This window comes from Planctomycetota bacterium (assembly GCA_039182125.1).
GTDB lineage: Bacteria > Planctomycetota > Phycisphaerae > Tepidisphaerales > Tepidisphaeraceae > JBCDCH01.
The window spans coordinates 1-16707 of the sequence record JBCDCH010000086.1; the positions used below are offsets into that span (position 1 = coordinate 1).

The following is a 16707-nucleotide window of genomic DNA, read 5'->3' on the forward strand; positions in this document are numbered from 1 at the left end:
AGCCCCCCCGCCCAAGGGCTACGTGCCTGCCGGCTGGGACGCCGAAGCCGCCAAGGCACCGGGCCGGCAGAAGCAAGACCTTGGGCGGGGGGGCTAGGTACTGCGCCGACGCGAACATCACCACCGCGTACACCACGCCCAACAGGAAGAACGTCCGCGCGACGCTCCACGTCGTGTACACCGGCTCGGCCTCGGTCGAGCCGTCGGCGAGGAACAGGTCGGCCATGATCGGTGCCGCGAGCATCGACGCGAAGCCGAAGCCCATGATCGCCAGCCCCGTCGCCATGCCGCGCTTATCGGGGAACCACTTGACCAGCGTGCTCACCGGCGTGATGTACCCGACGCCCAACCCGATGCCGCCGAGCACGCCGTAGGTCAAGTAGAACAGCCAGATCGAGCCGACTTGCACCGCGAGCCCGGCCCCGATGAGCCCGAGCCCGAAGCACGTCGCCGAGAGCATGCCCGACGCCCGCGGCCCGCGCTTCTCCACGAAATGCCCGAGAAACGCCGCCGCCAACCCAAGGCACGCGATCGCGATGCTGAAGCTGACCTTCACCTCGTCCGCCGTCGCACCCAGCAGCGTACTCACCGGCGCGGTCATCACGCTGTAGGCATAAACGCTGCCGATGCACACGTGAATCCCCACGGCACAGGCGGCGATCAGCCAGCGGTTCTTGAGCCGCCCCGGCGGGGCGGGTGAGGTGGCGGATTCGGCGGTGCGGGGGTTTGGCGAATGCACGATACGAACCTAGCAAACCCCGCAAGTTTCTCACCGGCCGCGGCCGTGTGTCGGGCGTGACAATGTGTGAGGGTGTTCAGGTGTGACAACGCGTCTCATGTGCGTATCCGCCTTGCCCGGCCGACCGAATGCCGGGAAACTTCCGGCATGGAAGACCGACCGATCTGGCACACGGAGTTCACCCAAGCCCTCACGGCCGAGGGCACCGCGCCGTATCTCTGCGTACTGGCGACCGTCGATGGACGTATGAACCCGACGGCCCGTTACATGTATTGTCGCGAGGTGACCGAGGATGTCCAACTCGTGTTCATCAGCGACCGCCGAACGCGTAAGGACGATCATGTGCGCGAGCGGCCGCAGGCCGAGGTTGTCTTCTGGCTCGAGTCCAGTCGCACCCAGTTCCGCCTCCGTGGCCACACGGTCGTCGTCGACGCGGAGATGGACGAGCACATGCGTCAGACGTGGTGGGCGCGGATCAGCGACGAAAGCAGGGCGATCAATGTCGGTGCCGGCAACGGTTGGACACTGAGCCCGGACGCATCGGCAAAGGTGTCCGCCGAGACGCCGATGCCGTCGACCTTCGAGATCCTCGTACTCAATCCCGAGGAGGTCGAGTTGCTCGCGGTGAAGAGCCAGCCGCACACGAAGCGTGTTTGGAACAAAGCCGGCGCGCAGTGGACGACGGTCTGACCAAAATGCACACGGCCCCGACGTGGTTGTCGGGGCCGTGTGCGTTATCGAAGTTGACGAGCCGTGCTAGCGGCGACGACGGACGAGCAGACCGCAGCCGCCGATCAGCAGTAGACCGGTGGCCGGCTCGGGCACGTTGATGTAGTTCACGTCGGCGGGCAGGATTTCCGCGGGGTTCCCCGATGCGTCACCGAGGATGAACGACAGGTCCTGCGGGTCGAGCGTCGTGTTGTAGATCGCGCCGAGCGAGAGGCCGCTGCCGGACATGTCGGCCGCGGCACCGAGCGTGCCGAGCGTGATGTCGGTCTCCAACTCCGAGAACACGCCGAACCCGGCGGGCAACTCGACGTTGGTCGGAACCAAGCCACCGCTGGGGCTCAACACGGTGACGGCCGACAACCCGTCGAAGGTGTCGGACTGCAAGGTGACATCACCGCCGAGGACATCCACCGTGGCGATGATGTCGAAGCCCACCGTACCGGCGAGCGCGGTGTCAGCGGACGAACTCACAAAAAGCGCGGCGGTGGCCGCGGTAGCAAGCAAGCTTAGTTGACGCATCGTTTCTCCTGTTGGGTTGCGGGTTCCGCAACGAACTCAAGCCGACGATGACCCTCACGGCCGGCATTGGTTCGGGCTGCGATGCAACACTACCGCATTCGCCCAACGAGGCCATCGAAAACCCCGATAACTTGAACCGCGATGGCGGCGTTTTAGTTGATCAGGCTCAGTCTCGACCCTCGGTAACGACGTCGGAGGATCATGACGTTGTGGACGATGGCTCGCAGTAGCATCTCCTGTTCACGACGATGGGCAGACCGGCTACGCAGGTGTGAGCCGAGGTTGCGTTTAATCATGCTGTTGACCGTCTCGACTTTCGCACGTTGCCGGTATGTCACGCCACCGCCGTCGCGGGCGAACTTCTTTCGCATCGCCAGGCGGTATCGGCCGGTGGTTCGTCTGCGGCGACCCTTCCAACGCCGCCCGACCGTCGGCGGGATGATCGACACGACGTTCATGTCGTCTCGGGCGATCCGGTGGTTCTTCTCACTGTCATACCCGGCGTCGGCCACCACCGTGCGGCAGGTGTGGCGCCGCCAGGCGTTAAACAGCAACCCGTCGAAGCTCGGGGCGTCCGAGCCCAAGCCGGTCGATGCGAGGGCCGAGAGGATCACGCCGCTGGTGGTGTCGACACCGATGCCGAGCTTGGGCAGCGTCTTGACCGACTCGGAAGTTCGCTCTGGACGTGGCGATTCGTGACGAGACCGCCGGCAACGGTGTTCGTAATAGCGGCTGGCGTGCCACCGCTCGAAGTACGTCGAGTCGATGCCGCAGACCGGCCCGAGCCAGCCCAACTGGACGAACCAGTTCACTTGCAGGTCCAGCAGGCGGCCCATGACCGAGCCGCGTGTGAGCCGGGCGAAGGCGCGGCAGAGGGTGCTGTGATCGGGCACCTTGGACATGCCGATCGAACTGCCCCAGCCGCTCTCACGCAGAATCGCTTCGGTGTTGCGGTAGCTTTTGCCCAGCAGCTTGCGGACGCACAGGCAAGCGAAGAGTTGGGCCTCGGTGAAGTCATGCCGGCTGAACTTGCTGGCGTGGCCCGGCAGGCACCGCCGGGCCAGTTCATGAGCCATGACCATCACCGCCCGCGGCGTCTTGCAGGTTGGGAGCATCGGGAACGATCACCCGCCGGCCACGATCGCGCTGCGCCTAATCTTTGCCATCAGTCCGCCTCATCGGGAGGGTTGAGACTGAGCCAGTTGATCACCAATTCGGTGCTCGGTCCGTTCAAGCGGCCGCCCTAACCTACCTCCGATAACGTCCTCAACATCCGTATCGGAATCGAGGTGCCAATCTCATCGGATTTGGTTATAGCAAGGGTGGCTACGTTTCCTTAAAGTCCCGACCATGTGTAAACATCCGTGCTCGGCTCGGTGCATTCTTTGGGTTGTTTTTCTCGGGATTGTCGGTGTCTCTGAGTCCGCTCATGGACAACCGGCCACGCCCGTCCGCGTTGCTGCTGTTCAGGAGCAACTGGTTCAGGACAAGGTTCGGCTGAACGGAACGCTGCACGCGGTCCGACAGTCGGCGGTGGCGACCCAGGAGGCAGGGCTTGTCAACGAAGTGCTCGTGGACGAGGGCGCGTCTGTTACGGCCGGGATGGTCATCGCCCGCCTCGACCGTCGGCGGATGAACGCCGAACTCGCCGAGCGACAGGCGGACCTCGCTTCGACGCAGGCATTGCTGGAGGAAGCGAAAGCGAATCGTGACCTGGCTGCCAGCGAGTTCGAGCGCATGCGGGGTGCTTTCGAAACACGTGCGAGCAGTGCGGACGAGTTCAACGAAGCCAAGTTCAGGCTGGCCGCCGCGGAGGCACGCGTGGCATCGGCCGACCGGTCGGTCATGCGGATCGAGCGAGCGATCGAGGCGGTCAACATCAGGATGGCCGATTTGGACGTCGTCGCCCCGTACGACGGCCTCGTGGTGGATCGTGCGGTCGATCCCGGTGAATGGCTCGATGCCGGCGACGCGGTCTTGACGATCGTCAGCACCGGCACCATCGAAGTCTGGCTCGATGTGCCCGAGCGATACAGCGGGTTCGATTCGAGTACCACGACGTTTCCGATCGAAGTCGACGGGGTTGGGCTGCTGGACTCAACCGACGTCCGCCGGGTGCCGCAGATGAATCCGCGGGCCCGGACGTTCCGCGTGATCGCGGCGTTGGACGATGAGCAGGGTCGACTCCAGCCCGGCATGAGCGCGACGGCGTTCATGCCGACCGGCCGGCAACGAACGTCGCTTTGTGTCCCGGCCGACGCCGTGCTGCGTGACGGCGGCGGGGCGTTTGTCTACCGCGCGGTCGAGCGGAGTGACGGCGTGGTCGCGGAGATGGTGCCGGTGCGTGTCCTGTTCGATGCCGACGGGTTACTTGCTGTCGATAGCGCGGAACTGGCCGAAGATGACCGCGTCGTGGTCGAAGGCAATGAACGCTTGATGCCCGGTCAGGCGATCGTCCCGAGCGAAAGCGAGGTCGCCAGTGAATGAGATCATCCGCATCGCCATCCACCAGCCGATCACGATGGCTGTCGGCGTTCTTCTCGCGGTCCTCGCCGGTCTCGTCGCGCTGGACCGCGTGCCGATCCAGATGACGCCGGAGATCGAGGACACGGTGATCGCCGTCCGGACCACGTGGGAGTCGGCCAGCCCGCAGGAGATCGAAACCCAGGTCATCGACCAACAGGAACAAGTCCTTCAAAACGTGGGCGGCGTTACGTCGATGACGAGCCTGTCGCAAAGCGGTGCCGGCCAGATCCGGTTGCAATTCCGCACCGGCACCGACAAGCAGGCCGCGCTCCAGGAGGTGAGCCAGAAGCTCGACGAGGTGCCGAGCTATCCCGAGGGGGTCAACCAACCGGAAATCGAAGACACCGATCCCGAATCACGCGACTACATCGCCTGGATCACCATCGTCAGCAGCGATCCGGACTTCGATATCGCGGAACTGGGCGATTTCGTCGAAAACCAGATCGTGCCGCAGTTCGAACGGCTGCCCGGCATGTCCGAAGTCAACGTCCTCGGCGGACGCGAGAAAGAACTGCAAGTACGCGTCGACATGGACGCGCTCGCCCAGCGCGGCATCACCATGCAGACCTTCGTCGACGCGGTCCGCAACAACAACCGCAACGCTTCGGGCGGTACGCTCGAAGACGGCAAGGTCGATATCCGCATTCGCGCCCTCGGCCGATTCACCGACCCGGGCCAGGCCGAGCAGATCGTCGTGACCCACGACGAAAACGGCGGCCCCGTGTACGTCCGCGACGTCGCCACGGTCACCGAGGGTTATAAGGAGCGCACGGACTTCTGCTACGTCCGTGGCATGCCGTGCATCGCGATCAACTTCCAAAAGGAAAGCGGCGCGAACGTACTCGAGGTCATCGACGAGCTCGACGCGGTCGTTGCCCGCATCAACGGCCCCGGTGGCCTGCTCCAAGTCGAAGCCGAACGTCGTGGCATCAATGGCACCTTCGAGGCCGTCAAAACTTACGACCAAACCGGCTACATTAACGACGCCCTCGCGCTGGTCCAATCCAACATCTATCTCGGCGGCGGGCTCGCCGTCATCACCCTGCTGCTCTTCCTGCGGTCGTTACGTTCGGTCGGCATCATCGCGCTGGCGATCCCGATCTCGGTCATCGGTTCGATCGTCGTCCTCGTCGCTGCGGGACGTTCGGTCAACGTCGTCTCGCTCGCCGGCCTGGCGTTCGCCATCGGCATGGTCGTCGATAACGCGATCGTCGTGCTCGAGAACATCTATCGCCACCTGGAGATGGGCAAGAAGGCCACGAAAGCCGCTTTCGATGGCACGAGCGAGGTCGCCGGTGCGGTGCTTGCGTCCACACTCACGACGCTGATTGTGTTCATCCCGATCCTGCTCATTCAGGAATCGGCAGGACAGCTCTTCCGCGACATCGCCCTTGCCATCTGCTCGGCCGTCGCGCTGTCATACGTCGTGTCCATCACCGTTATACCGTCGCTCGGCGGTTTGCTGCTCAAGCCGCAGAAGCGTGACCCGAACAAGAAAGCGTGGTGCGACCGCTGCGAGCACGACGATCCGAAGGCGTCGAAGCTCAAGCTCATGGCCAAGGCCATCGAGCGCGGCCGGCGGGCCATCTGTTCCGTGACACGAATCGGCGCGAAGGCACCGACTGCTGTTGGCGGGCTCGTGTACAAACTCACCGGCTCGGTGCCGCTTCGCCTCGGCGTTGCGGGTGTGTTCCTCGTGATCTGCACCGTCGGCTCATGGCTGTTGCTGCCGCCGCTCGACTACCTTCCGGCGGGCAATCGCAACATCGTCTTCGGCGTCATGATTCCGCCGCCGGGTTACAACCAGACCCAGTTTGCCTCCATTGCCCAGCGGCTCGACGACAACATGGAGCCGTTCTACGCGGCCAGCGAGCCGAAGTTTGCGCTCGAGCCGCAGGAAGAACCGATCGACGAGCGGACGGAGGTCACCTACTTCGATCCCGAAACCAACGAACCGGCCGGCCAGGTCACGCCACCGCCTGCCGATTTCTATTTCGTCGTCAACTTCGACCAACGCCTCTTCCACGCCGCCATCACCGGAGGCGAAGCAAAGGCCCGCACCGTCGACATGGTGCCGTTGTTCAACGAGGTCGCGTCGGCCGACTCGGTGCCCGGCGTCTACCACTTCCCGTTTCAACTCCCGCTGTTCCGCACGGGCGGCACCACCGGGTCGGCCGTCAAGCTTGATCTCTCCGGCGCGAATCTCGACGAAGTGTCGGCAGCGGCGGGGGCGTTGTTCGGCAAGCTTGTCGACGAGTTCGGCCCGACGGCGATCCAGCCCGAGCCGGCCAACTTCAACTTGCTCTCGCCCGAGCTGCACGTCAACCCCAACTACTTCCGTCTGACCGACGCGGGCCTGACCGGGCTCGACCACCAGTACGCCGTCGCGGCAGCGGGGGACGGGTTGCTCGTCCCCGATTCGTATGAAGCCGAGGGCGAGCTGAAGGACTTGAAGATCATTTCCGCCCGCACGGCCGACGAGAACACGCTCGGTCCCATCGCCGACATTCCGCTGGCGTCGGGCTTCGACAACACGATCGTCACGCTCGGCTCGGTCAGCGACATCGAACGCACGGCCGGCGTCGAGCAGATCAAACGTGTCGGCAGGCAACGCGCCGTCACGCTCCAGGTCACGCCCCCGGCCGGAGTGCCCCTCGCCAACGCGATGACCACCATGCAGGCCGCCATCGATGAGTTGCGGGCCGACGGCACCATCGCCGACGGCGTGCAAACGGATCTGGCCGGTTCCGCCGGCAAGCTGAACGAAATCAAAACCGCGCTCCTAGGCGACGGCTCGGTCACCGGCACGCTCCGCTCCACGCTGTTCCTCGCGCTCGTCGTGGTCTACCTGCTGATGTGCGTGCTCTTCCAGTCGTGGACGTATCCGCTGGTTATCGTCACGTCGGTGCCGTTGGCGACGTTCGGCGGGTTCCTCGCGCTCTGGCTCATGCACCAGTGGTCGCTCGCCGACCGCTACATGCCGGTGCAAAACCTTGACGTGCTCACCATTCTCGGCTTCGTCATTCTCGCCGGTGTCGTGGTGAACAACGCGATCCTCATCGTTCACCAGACGCTCAACTTCACCAGCGGTAAGAGCGATATCGCCGAGCAGACCGAAGGTGCCGAGGAGCCGTGCAGCGCCGGATGCAATACGCGCGACGCGATTCGCGCCGCGGTCGAGAGTCGCGTGCGGCCGATCATGATGTCGACGCTCACTAGCGTCGGCGGCATGTTGCCGCTGGTGCTCATGCCCGGCAGCGGGTCCGAGCTGTACCGCGGCCTCGGTGCCGTCGTGACGGGCGGGCTGATCGTGTCGACCGTGTTTACCCTGATCCTCGTCCCGGTTTTGCTCTCGCTGGTCCTCGACGCCCAAAGTGCGATCGCCAGCAAACGCGCCGAGAAGGCCGAGAAGCCAGAGGCAATCCCCGCCGCACCCAGCACCGCATGACAACCGACGCGAAAGGGCGCGAGGCAAACTGCGCTCGGCTCCCAGCCCGAGATCGACCTGCGGTTCAACGCGAAAACCACCATGACCGTCGGCACGCGACACTTCTGGCGACTGAGCACCGAAGACGGCATTTACGCCCGGGGCCAGTTTCCCTTGCGTGGTTCGGCCGGGGATGAACGTTTCGTTGGCATCATCATCAACGGCTCGATCACCCGCAAGATCAGTCCCGGCATTACCGCCTCGCTCGAAGGCAGCTATCTCGACGACAATCCGCCCGGTGAGGACACCGCGTTCGCCGTCGTGGACGTAAAGATTCGGTTCTAAACTCGGCCGAGCGCGATTTTTTCGGATAAACGGGTGTCGAATCGTTCTCAACTTCGCCGGGATCGTTCTATCTAGATCGCGAAAATCGGCGAAATTGCGATCATGACATCGCAAACTCTCCACCCCGGCGTTTTCCGAACCGGACTCCCCCAGCAGCGCGGCGGTTGTGCCGACGCGGTCGAGTCGGCCGTCGAGTCCGAGCGTAGACGGTTTGCCCGCGAGCTTCATGACGGGCTTGCCCAGGACCTGACGGCGTTGTCGCTCGCGGTCGAGATGGCAACGGAACCCGAGGATCTCGGTCAAGTCGCCGAGCTCGCGCGCCGGGCTTGCGAAGAAGTCCGCCGGCAGATGAGCGCGTTGCATCCGCCGCGGATGAGCGGAGCGATTCTGGCCAAGTCGCTGCGTGAACTGGCGAGCCGCGCCCGGCGCCAAAGCGGGGCGGTTATCGAGGTGGACGACAGTCGGCTCACGTTCGCGCCGGGCACCGCCGGCTATGACTTGGTCCGCGTCGCCGGGGAGGCCGTGCAGAATGCCTTGCGTCACGGCGGGGCACGAACGGTCTCGATCACGCTCACCGACGTGCCGGACCCGACGGGGATCCACGGCGACCAAGTTCGGTTACGGGTCGTCGACGATGGGACAGGGTTTGACCGGACATCGTTGCGGCCACGGGCGGACGGATCCGGGCGTGGGCTCGGTTTTATGCGCGAGCGTATCGAGGAGCTCTACGGCGTATTCGTCGTTCAATCCGAACCCGGCCGCGGCACATCCGTAATGGCCGAAGTGCCCGCCCGTCGCACCACGGTCAAGTTCGATCGTTCGTCAAGCGACGAGACGGAATGAGTGATGATCTCGCGCTAGCCGCTTGGCTCACGCGCATTGGAAGCTTTTCCCCGAACCCATCCACTGCGGAGTCGTCGTGATTATCACCCGACAGGAAACGGACGACATACGGTCCTCGAACGAGGATCGACAATGGCAATGGCCCAACTTCGCCGAGTGGGCGTTGCGAAACGAAATCCGACCGGCGGAGGTGTTGCACTTTCGTCGCGGCAGTAGCCGATGCCTCGAGACCCGCGGCACGCGCCACCCTCGCCGGTTCGACGATTCGGAAGTGGACCGTCTCGTCTTGACACTCATGGTCAGCGGCCACGTCTATGGCCGCGCCGATGAACCCGACAACGACACGCGGGGCGGACGACTGTTGCCCATGGCGGAGTTTGGACATGTGTTCGCGTCGTCACCCGGCATGCCGTCGAATCTCGAAGCGCACGGCTCGACGGAGTTCGTCACGGTTTCGTTCTCCTTCACCGCGTCCACGCCACTTCCCGCGCAGCCGGGACTGACGCGTGGGTTGGACCTGGGGCCGTTGGGTGCTCGTGCGTGGGAGGACCCACAGGTTCGGACGCTTTGTGCCGACCTGGACCGATTCGCCGATGCGGAAGACTCGCTATCAACCCAGATGCAAATTGACGGCCTCTGGATGAGACTCTGTGCGCGATTGTTGCAGTTAGGCCAGTCGGCCATGCTCGAACGGAACGAGTTGCAGCCCGGGGTGTTGGGGAACATTCTGGACATGGCACGCGAACGGTTGAGCGTCGGCGTCACCTCCGATGACTTGGCCGTGGCCGCGGGTGTCGATCCGTCGCAGTTCGGGCGGCTGTTCAAGCAGGCGACGGGTGAGTCGCCGCGCGTCTACCTCATGCGGCTTCGCGTCGAGCAGGCGAAAACACTCCTGCGTCACTACCCCGAATGGACTACGGAAGAAGTGGCCCATAGTTGTGGTTACAGGGACGTACGTGATTTCGTAAAGTGTTTTGATCTGCTCGTGGGTGAGTTGCCCACGATTTGGCGACAAACCACAACGCCGTAAGGACGCCATGGATTCTCCGCTTCCGCCCAACCGCCAAGCCTGGCCGACGTTTGCCGACTGGCTCATGCATAGTGACGGGCGGCAGCACGACCTGTTGCATCATCGCTGTAGCGGTACGGTGGCCGTCGACGTGTGTCGGGCCCGGACGACCGAGGCGTTCGATAACCCCGCGACCGATCACCTGGCAATCATCCTCGTCACCGCAGGTCGTGGCAAAGAGCACCGTCTCGACTTCGGCCACGGCGAGTTCTCGGTCACGCCTTCGCCCGGGCTTGCCGTGCTCTCCTCGCCCAACACCCCGTCGCGCCTCCGCGGCAAGGGGCCTTACGAGTTTCTCACGGTGTCCTTCTCGGCCCAGGCGACGACGACGCTGCTCGAGCGGTCGGGCTTGTCGAAGGGCTTCGATTCAGCCCCGCTCGGCTCGAAAGCGTGGGGCGACGCACAGGTGGAGTCGCTGTGCCTGGACTTGGACCGCGCGTCGGCCGACTCCACGCCGGCGGGGCGGTTGTACGTCGACGGCGTGTGGACGAGTCTGGTGGGTCGGCTCCTGCACCTGAGCCAGGAAGCGACGCCCAGCGAACCCAAGCGGGCCAAGCTGCACCCCCGGGCATTGGCGCAGGTGTTAGATCTGATGCACGCACGTTTGGGTTCTGGCGTTTCGCTCGACGAGTTGGCCGAAGTCGCCGGCGTCAACCAGTTGCACTTCGGTCGGCTGTTCAAGCAGGCGACGGGTGAGCCGCCGTACGCGTACATGACCCGGCTGCGTGTCGAGGAAGCCCAGCGGCTCTTAAGGACGCATCCCGAATGGACGATCGCCGCGATCGCCAACACCTGTGGCTTCTCTGACCAAAGCCACCTGAGCCGACACTTCAAGCGCATCGTCGGCACCACCCCCGCGAACTGGCGCAAAGCTCACTGATTCTCGTCACGCCACGCTGACGAGCAGAGGAAAGTCGGTACCGTCTCGGAGATGAGCACCGCGCCGCCCTCGCAGCCTTACCGGCAGATCCACCTCGACTTTCACACCGGTGGGGCGATCCCCGACGTCGCGGCGGACTTCGATGCCGAGCAGTTTGCACGCACGCTCAAGGAAGCGCACGTCGAATCGGTGCAGCTCTTCGCCCGTGACTGGCATGGGTGGATGTACTACCCGTCGTCGTTCGCCGAGCACATTCACCCGAAATTGCGTCGGCCCGACCTGCTCGGCGAACAGATCAAGGCCGTCCACGACGCAGGTCTGCGCTGCCCGATCTACACCGCGGTTCAGGTCGATCGTCGCAGCGCGGACTTGCACCCCGACTGGTGCCAACGCCAATCCGACGGCAGCCATCGCAGCGGCACCAAGTCCGACCAAGGCGTCTTCGGGCCCGGCTGGGAGCCGCTGCTTTGCCTCAACTCGCCGTTTGCCGACTTCTTCGCGCAGCACCTCGACGAGTTGCTCACGCGGTACGACTGCGACGGGTTCTGGTTCGACGGTGTTTCGCCGCAGGACTGCTGCTGTCGGCACTGTCTCGCGACGATGGCCCAGCGCGGCATCGACCCGACCGATCGCGACGCGCGACGGGCATTCGGCATGGACGTTTGCCACGAGTGGATCGCGCGTACCAGCGCTCAGGTTCGTGCCGCCCACCCGGCAGCGACGATCTTCCACAACGCCGGTCACGTCGGGCCACGCCACCGCGCGATCATGCCCGACCACACGCACCTCGAACTCGAAAGTCTTCCTGGCGGCGGATGGGGGTACCTGCACTTTCCCGTCGTGGCCCGCTACGCGCGGACGCTCGATCCCGACGGCGTCGTGGGGATGACCGGCAAGTTTCACCGCGGTTGGGGTGAGTTTCACGCGTACAAGAACCAGGCGGCGCTGGAGTTCGAGTGCTTCCAGATGCTGGCCAACGGCGGCCGCGTGAGCGTCGGCGATCAGCTCCCGCCGAGCGGCGTGCTTGACGGGCCGACGTACGAACTCATCGGCAAGGTCTTCGAGCAAGTCGCGCGGGTCGAGCCGTATTGCCGTGGTAGCCGGGCGGTTGCGGAGGCGGCAGTGGTCACCAGCGAGGGGCTGCTCATGGAGTCGTGGGACACGATGCTCCCCGACGGCGTGCTCGGCGCGACACGCATGTTGCAGGAGCTGGGCATGCAGTTCGACATCGTCGACGGCGCGGAGGATCTGTCGAAGTACGACCTGCTGATCCTGCCCGACGACGTGTCGGAAACGCCGGCGATTCGGGCACATCTCGATGACGGTGGGGCGGCGATTCTCACCGGTGACAGCCTGTCCGACGACAATCATCTGCACGCTGGACCGTTGCGCGTGACGACCGATCCTTCGCGGCCGCCGACGGATTTCATCGTGCCCGCCGATGGCTTCACCGATCTACCGAAAGTCGAGCACGTCCTCGAACCTGGCGGGCGGCAGGTCGAAGACGCCAGTGGTGCCGAGCCGCTCGCGATGTTGTGTCGGCCCTACTTCGAACGGACGTGGGATCATTTTTGCTCGCACCTGCACGCCCCGAGCGATGGCAAAGACCACGGCCCGGCGGCGCTGCAGGCCGGACGCGTCATCTGGTTCACACACAAGGTCTTTACGCAGTACCGCGAAACCGCGCCGCGCTGGTGCAAAGCGCTGATCGCGGCGGCCATCGACCGTGTGCATGATCGCGTCCTCCGCCACGACGGCCCGAGCACGTTGCTTGCGCACCTGCATGAGCAGGGCGGTCGGCACGTGCTGCACCTGCTCAACTACGTCCCCGAACGCCGCGGGCGATCGCTCGACGTGATCGAGGAGCCGCAAACAGTCGTGGACCTGACGCTAACTCTGCGCGTCCCCGCGACCGATGCCCGTGCCGTTCGTGGCGAGCAGGACTTGCCATGCCGCCGCGAGCACGATCGCCTGGTCGTCACGTTGCCGCGCCTGCACGGCTACGAGGTCCTTGAACTGACCTGAGCCGCGTTACCCTCTTACCGATGTCCGACTCCGTTACCACGCATGCCGTTGTCTTCACCGCCGAGAACCGTGCGGAGCTTGTGCCCACGACCGTTCCCGCGCCGTCGGCCGGCGAAGTGCGCGTGCGGACGCTGCGATCTTGCGTCTCGCCGGGGACGGAGCTGCGCATTCTCTCGGGCAAGGAAAATGGCTTTGCCGGTTGGCCGACGGCGGGGGGCTACGCGCTTTGCGGCGAAATCGAATCGGTCGGTGACGATGTCGATCTTGACATCGGTACGCCGGTCGTGTTGCAACGCAGCAAACACGAAGCGAACACGCCGCACGGTTCGCACATCGGCTACGCGCTGGCACCAACGTCCGACTGTGTCGTCGTGCCCGACGGAGTGAGCGCGGAAGCCGCCGCGTTGAGCCGGGTGATGTCAATCGGTCATCGCGGGGCACGCCAGGCGTTTCCCCAAATCGGCGAATCGGTTGCCTTGGTCGGTCTCGGACTCATCGGCCTCTCGGCCGCACTGACCGCCACGCTTACCGGCGCGCGTGTCGCCTGTTTCAACCGATCGACCGACCGCGTCGAGATGGCCCGTGCGTGTGGGCTTGAAGCACACGCCGTTGATGGTGAACTCGCCGACGTGATCACGCGTGTCCTGCCCGGCGGGGCGGACGTGCTCATCGACGCGACCGGCTCGCCCGCGACGCCCGCCGCCGCCATCCCTGCGGTCCGCGAGCTCGGCTGGTCCGACGGCGATCGCGGCCACGCCCGCTACGTCATGCTCGGCAGCTACAACGGCGACATGCCGATCCCGTACTTCCCCGCGTTCCATCGCGAGTTGACCGTGCAGTTCCCGCGCTACACCGACAACCTCGACGTTGCCGAGGTGCTGCGACTCCTGGCACGCGGCGCTGTCAACGTCGGACCGGTGCTGAGGGGTGCCGCGTTCTCGCCGACCGATGCCAACGACGCTTACGCCGCGCTGCGCGATCGAAAACGCGGGCTAATGACGGCCGTGTTTGACTGGACCGCCCTCGCCTAGGACACTCGCGCCGAACGAACGAGGAGCACCATGATCAAATGCGTCGCCTTGCTCAAGCGGGCACCTGGTATCAGCGTCGAAGACTTTCGTCACCGCTGGGTTTACGAGCACACCAAGCTCTCGGGCATCCTGCCGGACTGCCGCGAGTATCGCATCAACTTCGTCGACACGTTCGAGGGTATCGAGCCGGATGAAAACGGCGAGCCGCCGTACGACGGGACGGCCGAACTGTGGTGGAACAGCCGCGCCGAGATGGAGGCGAGCTTCGCGACCCACACCGCCAAGGTCGCTGGCGACGACGCCGACAGCTTCTGCTCGGTTCGCGTTCATCTGTACTGCGAGAGCGAGTTCATCGTCGTGAAGGACGGCACGCCCGTTCAGCCGCCGGAGAAGGTCCAATGAAGACGCCGAACATCGTCATGGTCGGCAGCAGCATGGTCGACCTGATCGCGTACGTGCCGAAGCTGCCCGCGCCCGGTGAGACACTCGCTGGCAGTGATTTCAATGTCGGTTGCGGCGGCAAGGGCGCGAATCAGGCCGTCATGGCTGCGAGGCTCGGTGCGCAGGTCCACGTGGTTACCGTGCTCGGCGACGACGTGTTCGGCCCGCAAACCAAGCAGAACTTCGCCGACCAGGGCTGTGATACCACGCACGTTCACATCGCCAAGGGGATCGCGTCCGGCGTCGCGCCGATCAGCGTGGACACGACCACGGGGCAGAACTCGATTGTCATCGTCCCCGGGGCCAACGAGCTGCTCGACGAAGCCAAGGTCCGAGCGGCCGGCGACGAGATCGCTGCGGCGGATGCGGTGATCTGCCAACTCGAAACGCCCATCGCCGCGACGGTCGAAGCGTTCAAACTCGCCCGCGCTGCAGGGACGACGACGATTCTCAACCCAGCTCCGGCCGCGCCGATCGGCGACGACCTGCTCGCGCTCGTCGACATCTTCATCCCCAACGAAACCGAGGCCGCGGAACTGACCGGCATGCCGGTGGACACCAACGACCAAGCCGTCGCCGCGGCGCGTGCGTTGCAGCAACGCGGCCCTGTGACGGTGATCCTCACGCTCGGCAGCCGCGGCGCGTTGGTGCTCGAAGGCGACGCCGAGCCGGCATTCGTCGAGGCAAAGAAAGTCGAAGCGGTCGACACGACCGGCGCGGGCGACGCGTTCGTCGGTAGCTTCTCCTACTACCACGCCGCCGGTCACTCAGCCCCCGAAGCCGCCCGGCACGCCTGCCACGTCGCGACCCTGAGCGTCCTCGGACATGGCACGCAAACCAGTTTCCCGACCCGTGACGATGTCGATGCCGCGAGGTGACATCGCCTTGTCTCGTCGCGGAGATGGGCGAGTTGTTTTCGGTTACTTCGTCTTCGGCAAGGCGTCGATGTCGGCGTCGGGGCCGAGGTTCCAGATGACGATGTTGGCAACATCGACGGTTTGGGCGACCGTGCCGAGTTGGAAGGTGAGATTAATCGCGTCGGCCGGGTAGTCGCGCTTGACGGTCACGGCGAAGTAGTGGCGGGTCCACTCGGTATCCGGGGCGAAGTCCATATTGTGGAGACCTTCCCAGCCGTCGTCGTTGGCCTGAAGCCAACCGACGACCTTGCCGTTCTCCGAGTCGGCGCGGATGTCGAAATAGCCGAAGAGCACATCGCCGGCGTTGATTGCTGCGGTACTGTTGGGTGAAGCGATCTGCGCGTCCCAAATCGGATCGATCGGACCGGCGACAGCGACACGCAACGCCTTCGTAAACGCCTGCCCTTCGACATCGACGATGCTGAGTGACGCGTCGGGAGACGCACCGGGGCCGTTGAGCGCTTCGGCTCCGTTACCAGCAATCACCATCGGGGCATCGCCAACCAGTGCCTCGAGTTCTTCGTCCGCTTTGTCGGAGATGGGGGGCTCGGGTTTGTCGGTACCGCTTCCTTCCGCATCACCCGCGATGGGTTGGTGGTCGATGGTCAGTCCGCCGAGTTCGACGATTTGCGCGGCGACGCCGAGGTGGAAGTTGACCGCGATCTCGCCGGGTTCGAAGTCGCGTTCGGCCACGATCCGGAACATGATCTTGTTCCAATCCTCGGTCGGATCGGCACCGAGCCAGGCGAGTTGCTCGAAACCGTTGGCCTCGGTGCGCAGGAAGCCGGCGAACTTCGGTGTGCTGTCGCCGACCGCCTCGGCTCGGTAGTGGAACTCGCCTTCCAATACATCGCCACGTTTCACCGCCACATCGATGTTTGGCGAGAAGACCTGCACCGCCCAGGGCGGGTCAGTCGCCTCGAAAACATGAACGCGAATGGCGTTGTCGAACGGCTGACCTTGCACGGCGACGACTCGGGACGATGCGAGTTCGTCGGCGTTGCGGACGAGTTTGAGATCGTTGGCATCGCTTACATCGATGACGATGTCCGCCGAGGCGGTCCGAGGACCAAGCAGAAACGGCATGAGCAGCAACGCGGCGATGTATTGGAAGGCGAGTTCCACTACCGAGCCGAGGCGGTCGGCGACAGCACACCGAAGTTCGCCGGCTTCCTGCGCACCGAGGCCAACGGTTTCGAGCAACTCGCCTGGCTCG

At 64.6% G+C, this 16707-nt stretch carries 15 protein-coding genes; 11 read left to right on the forward strand and 4 right to left on the reverse strand.

Going from position 1 to position 16707, the window contains the following annotated elements; all coding sequences use genetic code 11:
* A partial coding sequence (locus AAGD32_16375; protein MEM8875824.1) for an MFS transporter occupies nt 1-739 on the reverse strand: 739 nt, incomplete at its 3' end.
* Nucleotides 740-886: 147 nt separating this feature from the next.
* On the opposite strand from AAGD32_16375, the gene AAGD32_16380 reads away from it, so the two are divergent.
* A complete protein-coding gene (locus AAGD32_16380; GenBank protein MEM8875825.1) occupies nt 887-1429 on the forward strand; it encodes a pyridoxamine 5'-phosphate oxidase family protein in 543 nt (180 codons plus the stop codon).
* A gap of 66 nt (nt 1430-1495) precedes the next feature.
* Here AAGD32_16380 and AAGD32_16385 read toward each other — a convergent pair whose 3' ends face one another.
* Nucleotides 1496-1972: a PEP-CTERM sorting domain-containing protein gene (locus tag AAGD32_16385; GenBank protein MEM8875826.1), complete on the reverse strand. Its 477-nt coding sequence runs from the start codon at nt 1970-1972 to the stop codon at nt 1496-1498.
* A gap of 167 nt (nt 1973-2139) precedes the next feature.
* A complete protein-coding gene (locus AAGD32_16390; protein ID MEM8875827.1) occupies nt 2140-3102 on the reverse strand; it encodes a transposase in 963 nt (320 codons plus the stop codon).
* A gap of 235 nt (nt 3103-3337) precedes the next feature.
* On the opposite strand from AAGD32_16390, the gene AAGD32_16395 reads away from it, so the two are divergent.
* The 10 genes from AAGD32_16395 to rbsK all read left to right on the forward strand — a co-directional run bounded on the left by AAGD32_16395 (nt 3338) and on the right by rbsK (nt 15452).
* A complete protein-coding gene (locus AAGD32_16395) occupies nt 3338-4474 on the forward strand; it encodes an efflux RND transporter periplasmic adaptor subunit (protein ID MEM8875828.1) in 1137 nt (378 codons plus the stop codon).
* Complete coding sequence (locus AAGD32_16400; protein ID MEM8875829.1) at nt 4467-7961, forward strand: efflux RND transporter permease subunit; 3495 nt, start codon at nt 4467-4469, stop codon at nt 7959-7961. The genes AAGD32_16395 and AAGD32_16400 overlap by 8 nt, the downstream gene beginning before the upstream one ends.
* A gap of 81 nt (nt 7962-8042) precedes the next feature.
* Entirely contained in the window at nt 8043-8285 is a 243-nt protein-coding gene (locus AAGD32_16405) for a hypothetical protein (GenBank protein MEM8875830.1), read from the forward strand.
* A gap of 102 nt (nt 8286-8387) precedes the next feature.
* The gene (locus AAGD32_16410) at nt 8388-9128 is read left to right on the forward strand and encodes a sensor histidine kinase (protein MEM8875831.1); all 741 of its coding nucleotides are present in this window, start codon (nt 8388-8390) and stop codon (nt 9126-9128) included.
* A gap of 76 nt (nt 9129-9204) precedes the next feature.
* The gene (locus AAGD32_16415; GenBank protein MEM8875832.1) at nt 9205-10158 is read left to right on the forward strand and encodes a helix-turn-helix domain-containing protein; all 954 of its coding nucleotides are present in this window, start codon (nt 9205-9207) and stop codon (nt 10156-10158) included.
* A gap of 7 nt (nt 10159-10165) precedes the next feature.
* Entirely contained in the window at nt 10166-11077 is a 912-nt protein-coding gene (locus tag AAGD32_16420) for an AraC family transcriptional regulator (protein MEM8875833.1), read from the forward strand.
* Between the two features lie 51 nt (nt 11078-11128).
* Nucleotides 11129-13102, forward strand: a complete 1974-nt coding sequence (locus AAGD32_16425; protein MEM8875834.1) for an alpha-amylase family protein — start codon at nt 11129-11131, stop codon at nt 13100-13102.
* Nucleotides 13103-13122: 20 nt separating this feature from the next.
* A complete protein-coding gene (locus AAGD32_16430) occupies nt 13123-14133 on the forward strand; it encodes a zinc-binding dehydrogenase (GenBank protein ID MEM8875835.1) in 1011 nt (336 codons plus the stop codon).
* Between the two features lie 30 nt (nt 14134-14163).
* A complete protein-coding gene (locus AAGD32_16435; GenBank protein MEM8875836.1) occupies nt 14164-14535 on the forward strand; it encodes an EthD family reductase in 372 nt (123 codons plus the stop codon).
* On the forward strand, nt 14532-15452 hold the full coding sequence (gene rbsK / locus AAGD32_16440; protein ID MEM8875837.1) for a ribokinase: 921 nt from the start codon (nt 14532-14534) through the stop codon (nt 15450-15452). Before AAGD32_16435 ends, rbsK begins: the two co-directional genes overlap by 4 nt.
* Nucleotides 15453-15494: 42 nt before the next feature.
* Here the strand turns inward: rbsK and AAGD32_16445 are convergent.
* The coding region (locus tag AAGD32_16445) for a hypothetical protein (protein MEM8875838.1) at nt 15495-16707 on the reverse strand (1213 nt) is incomplete at its 5' end.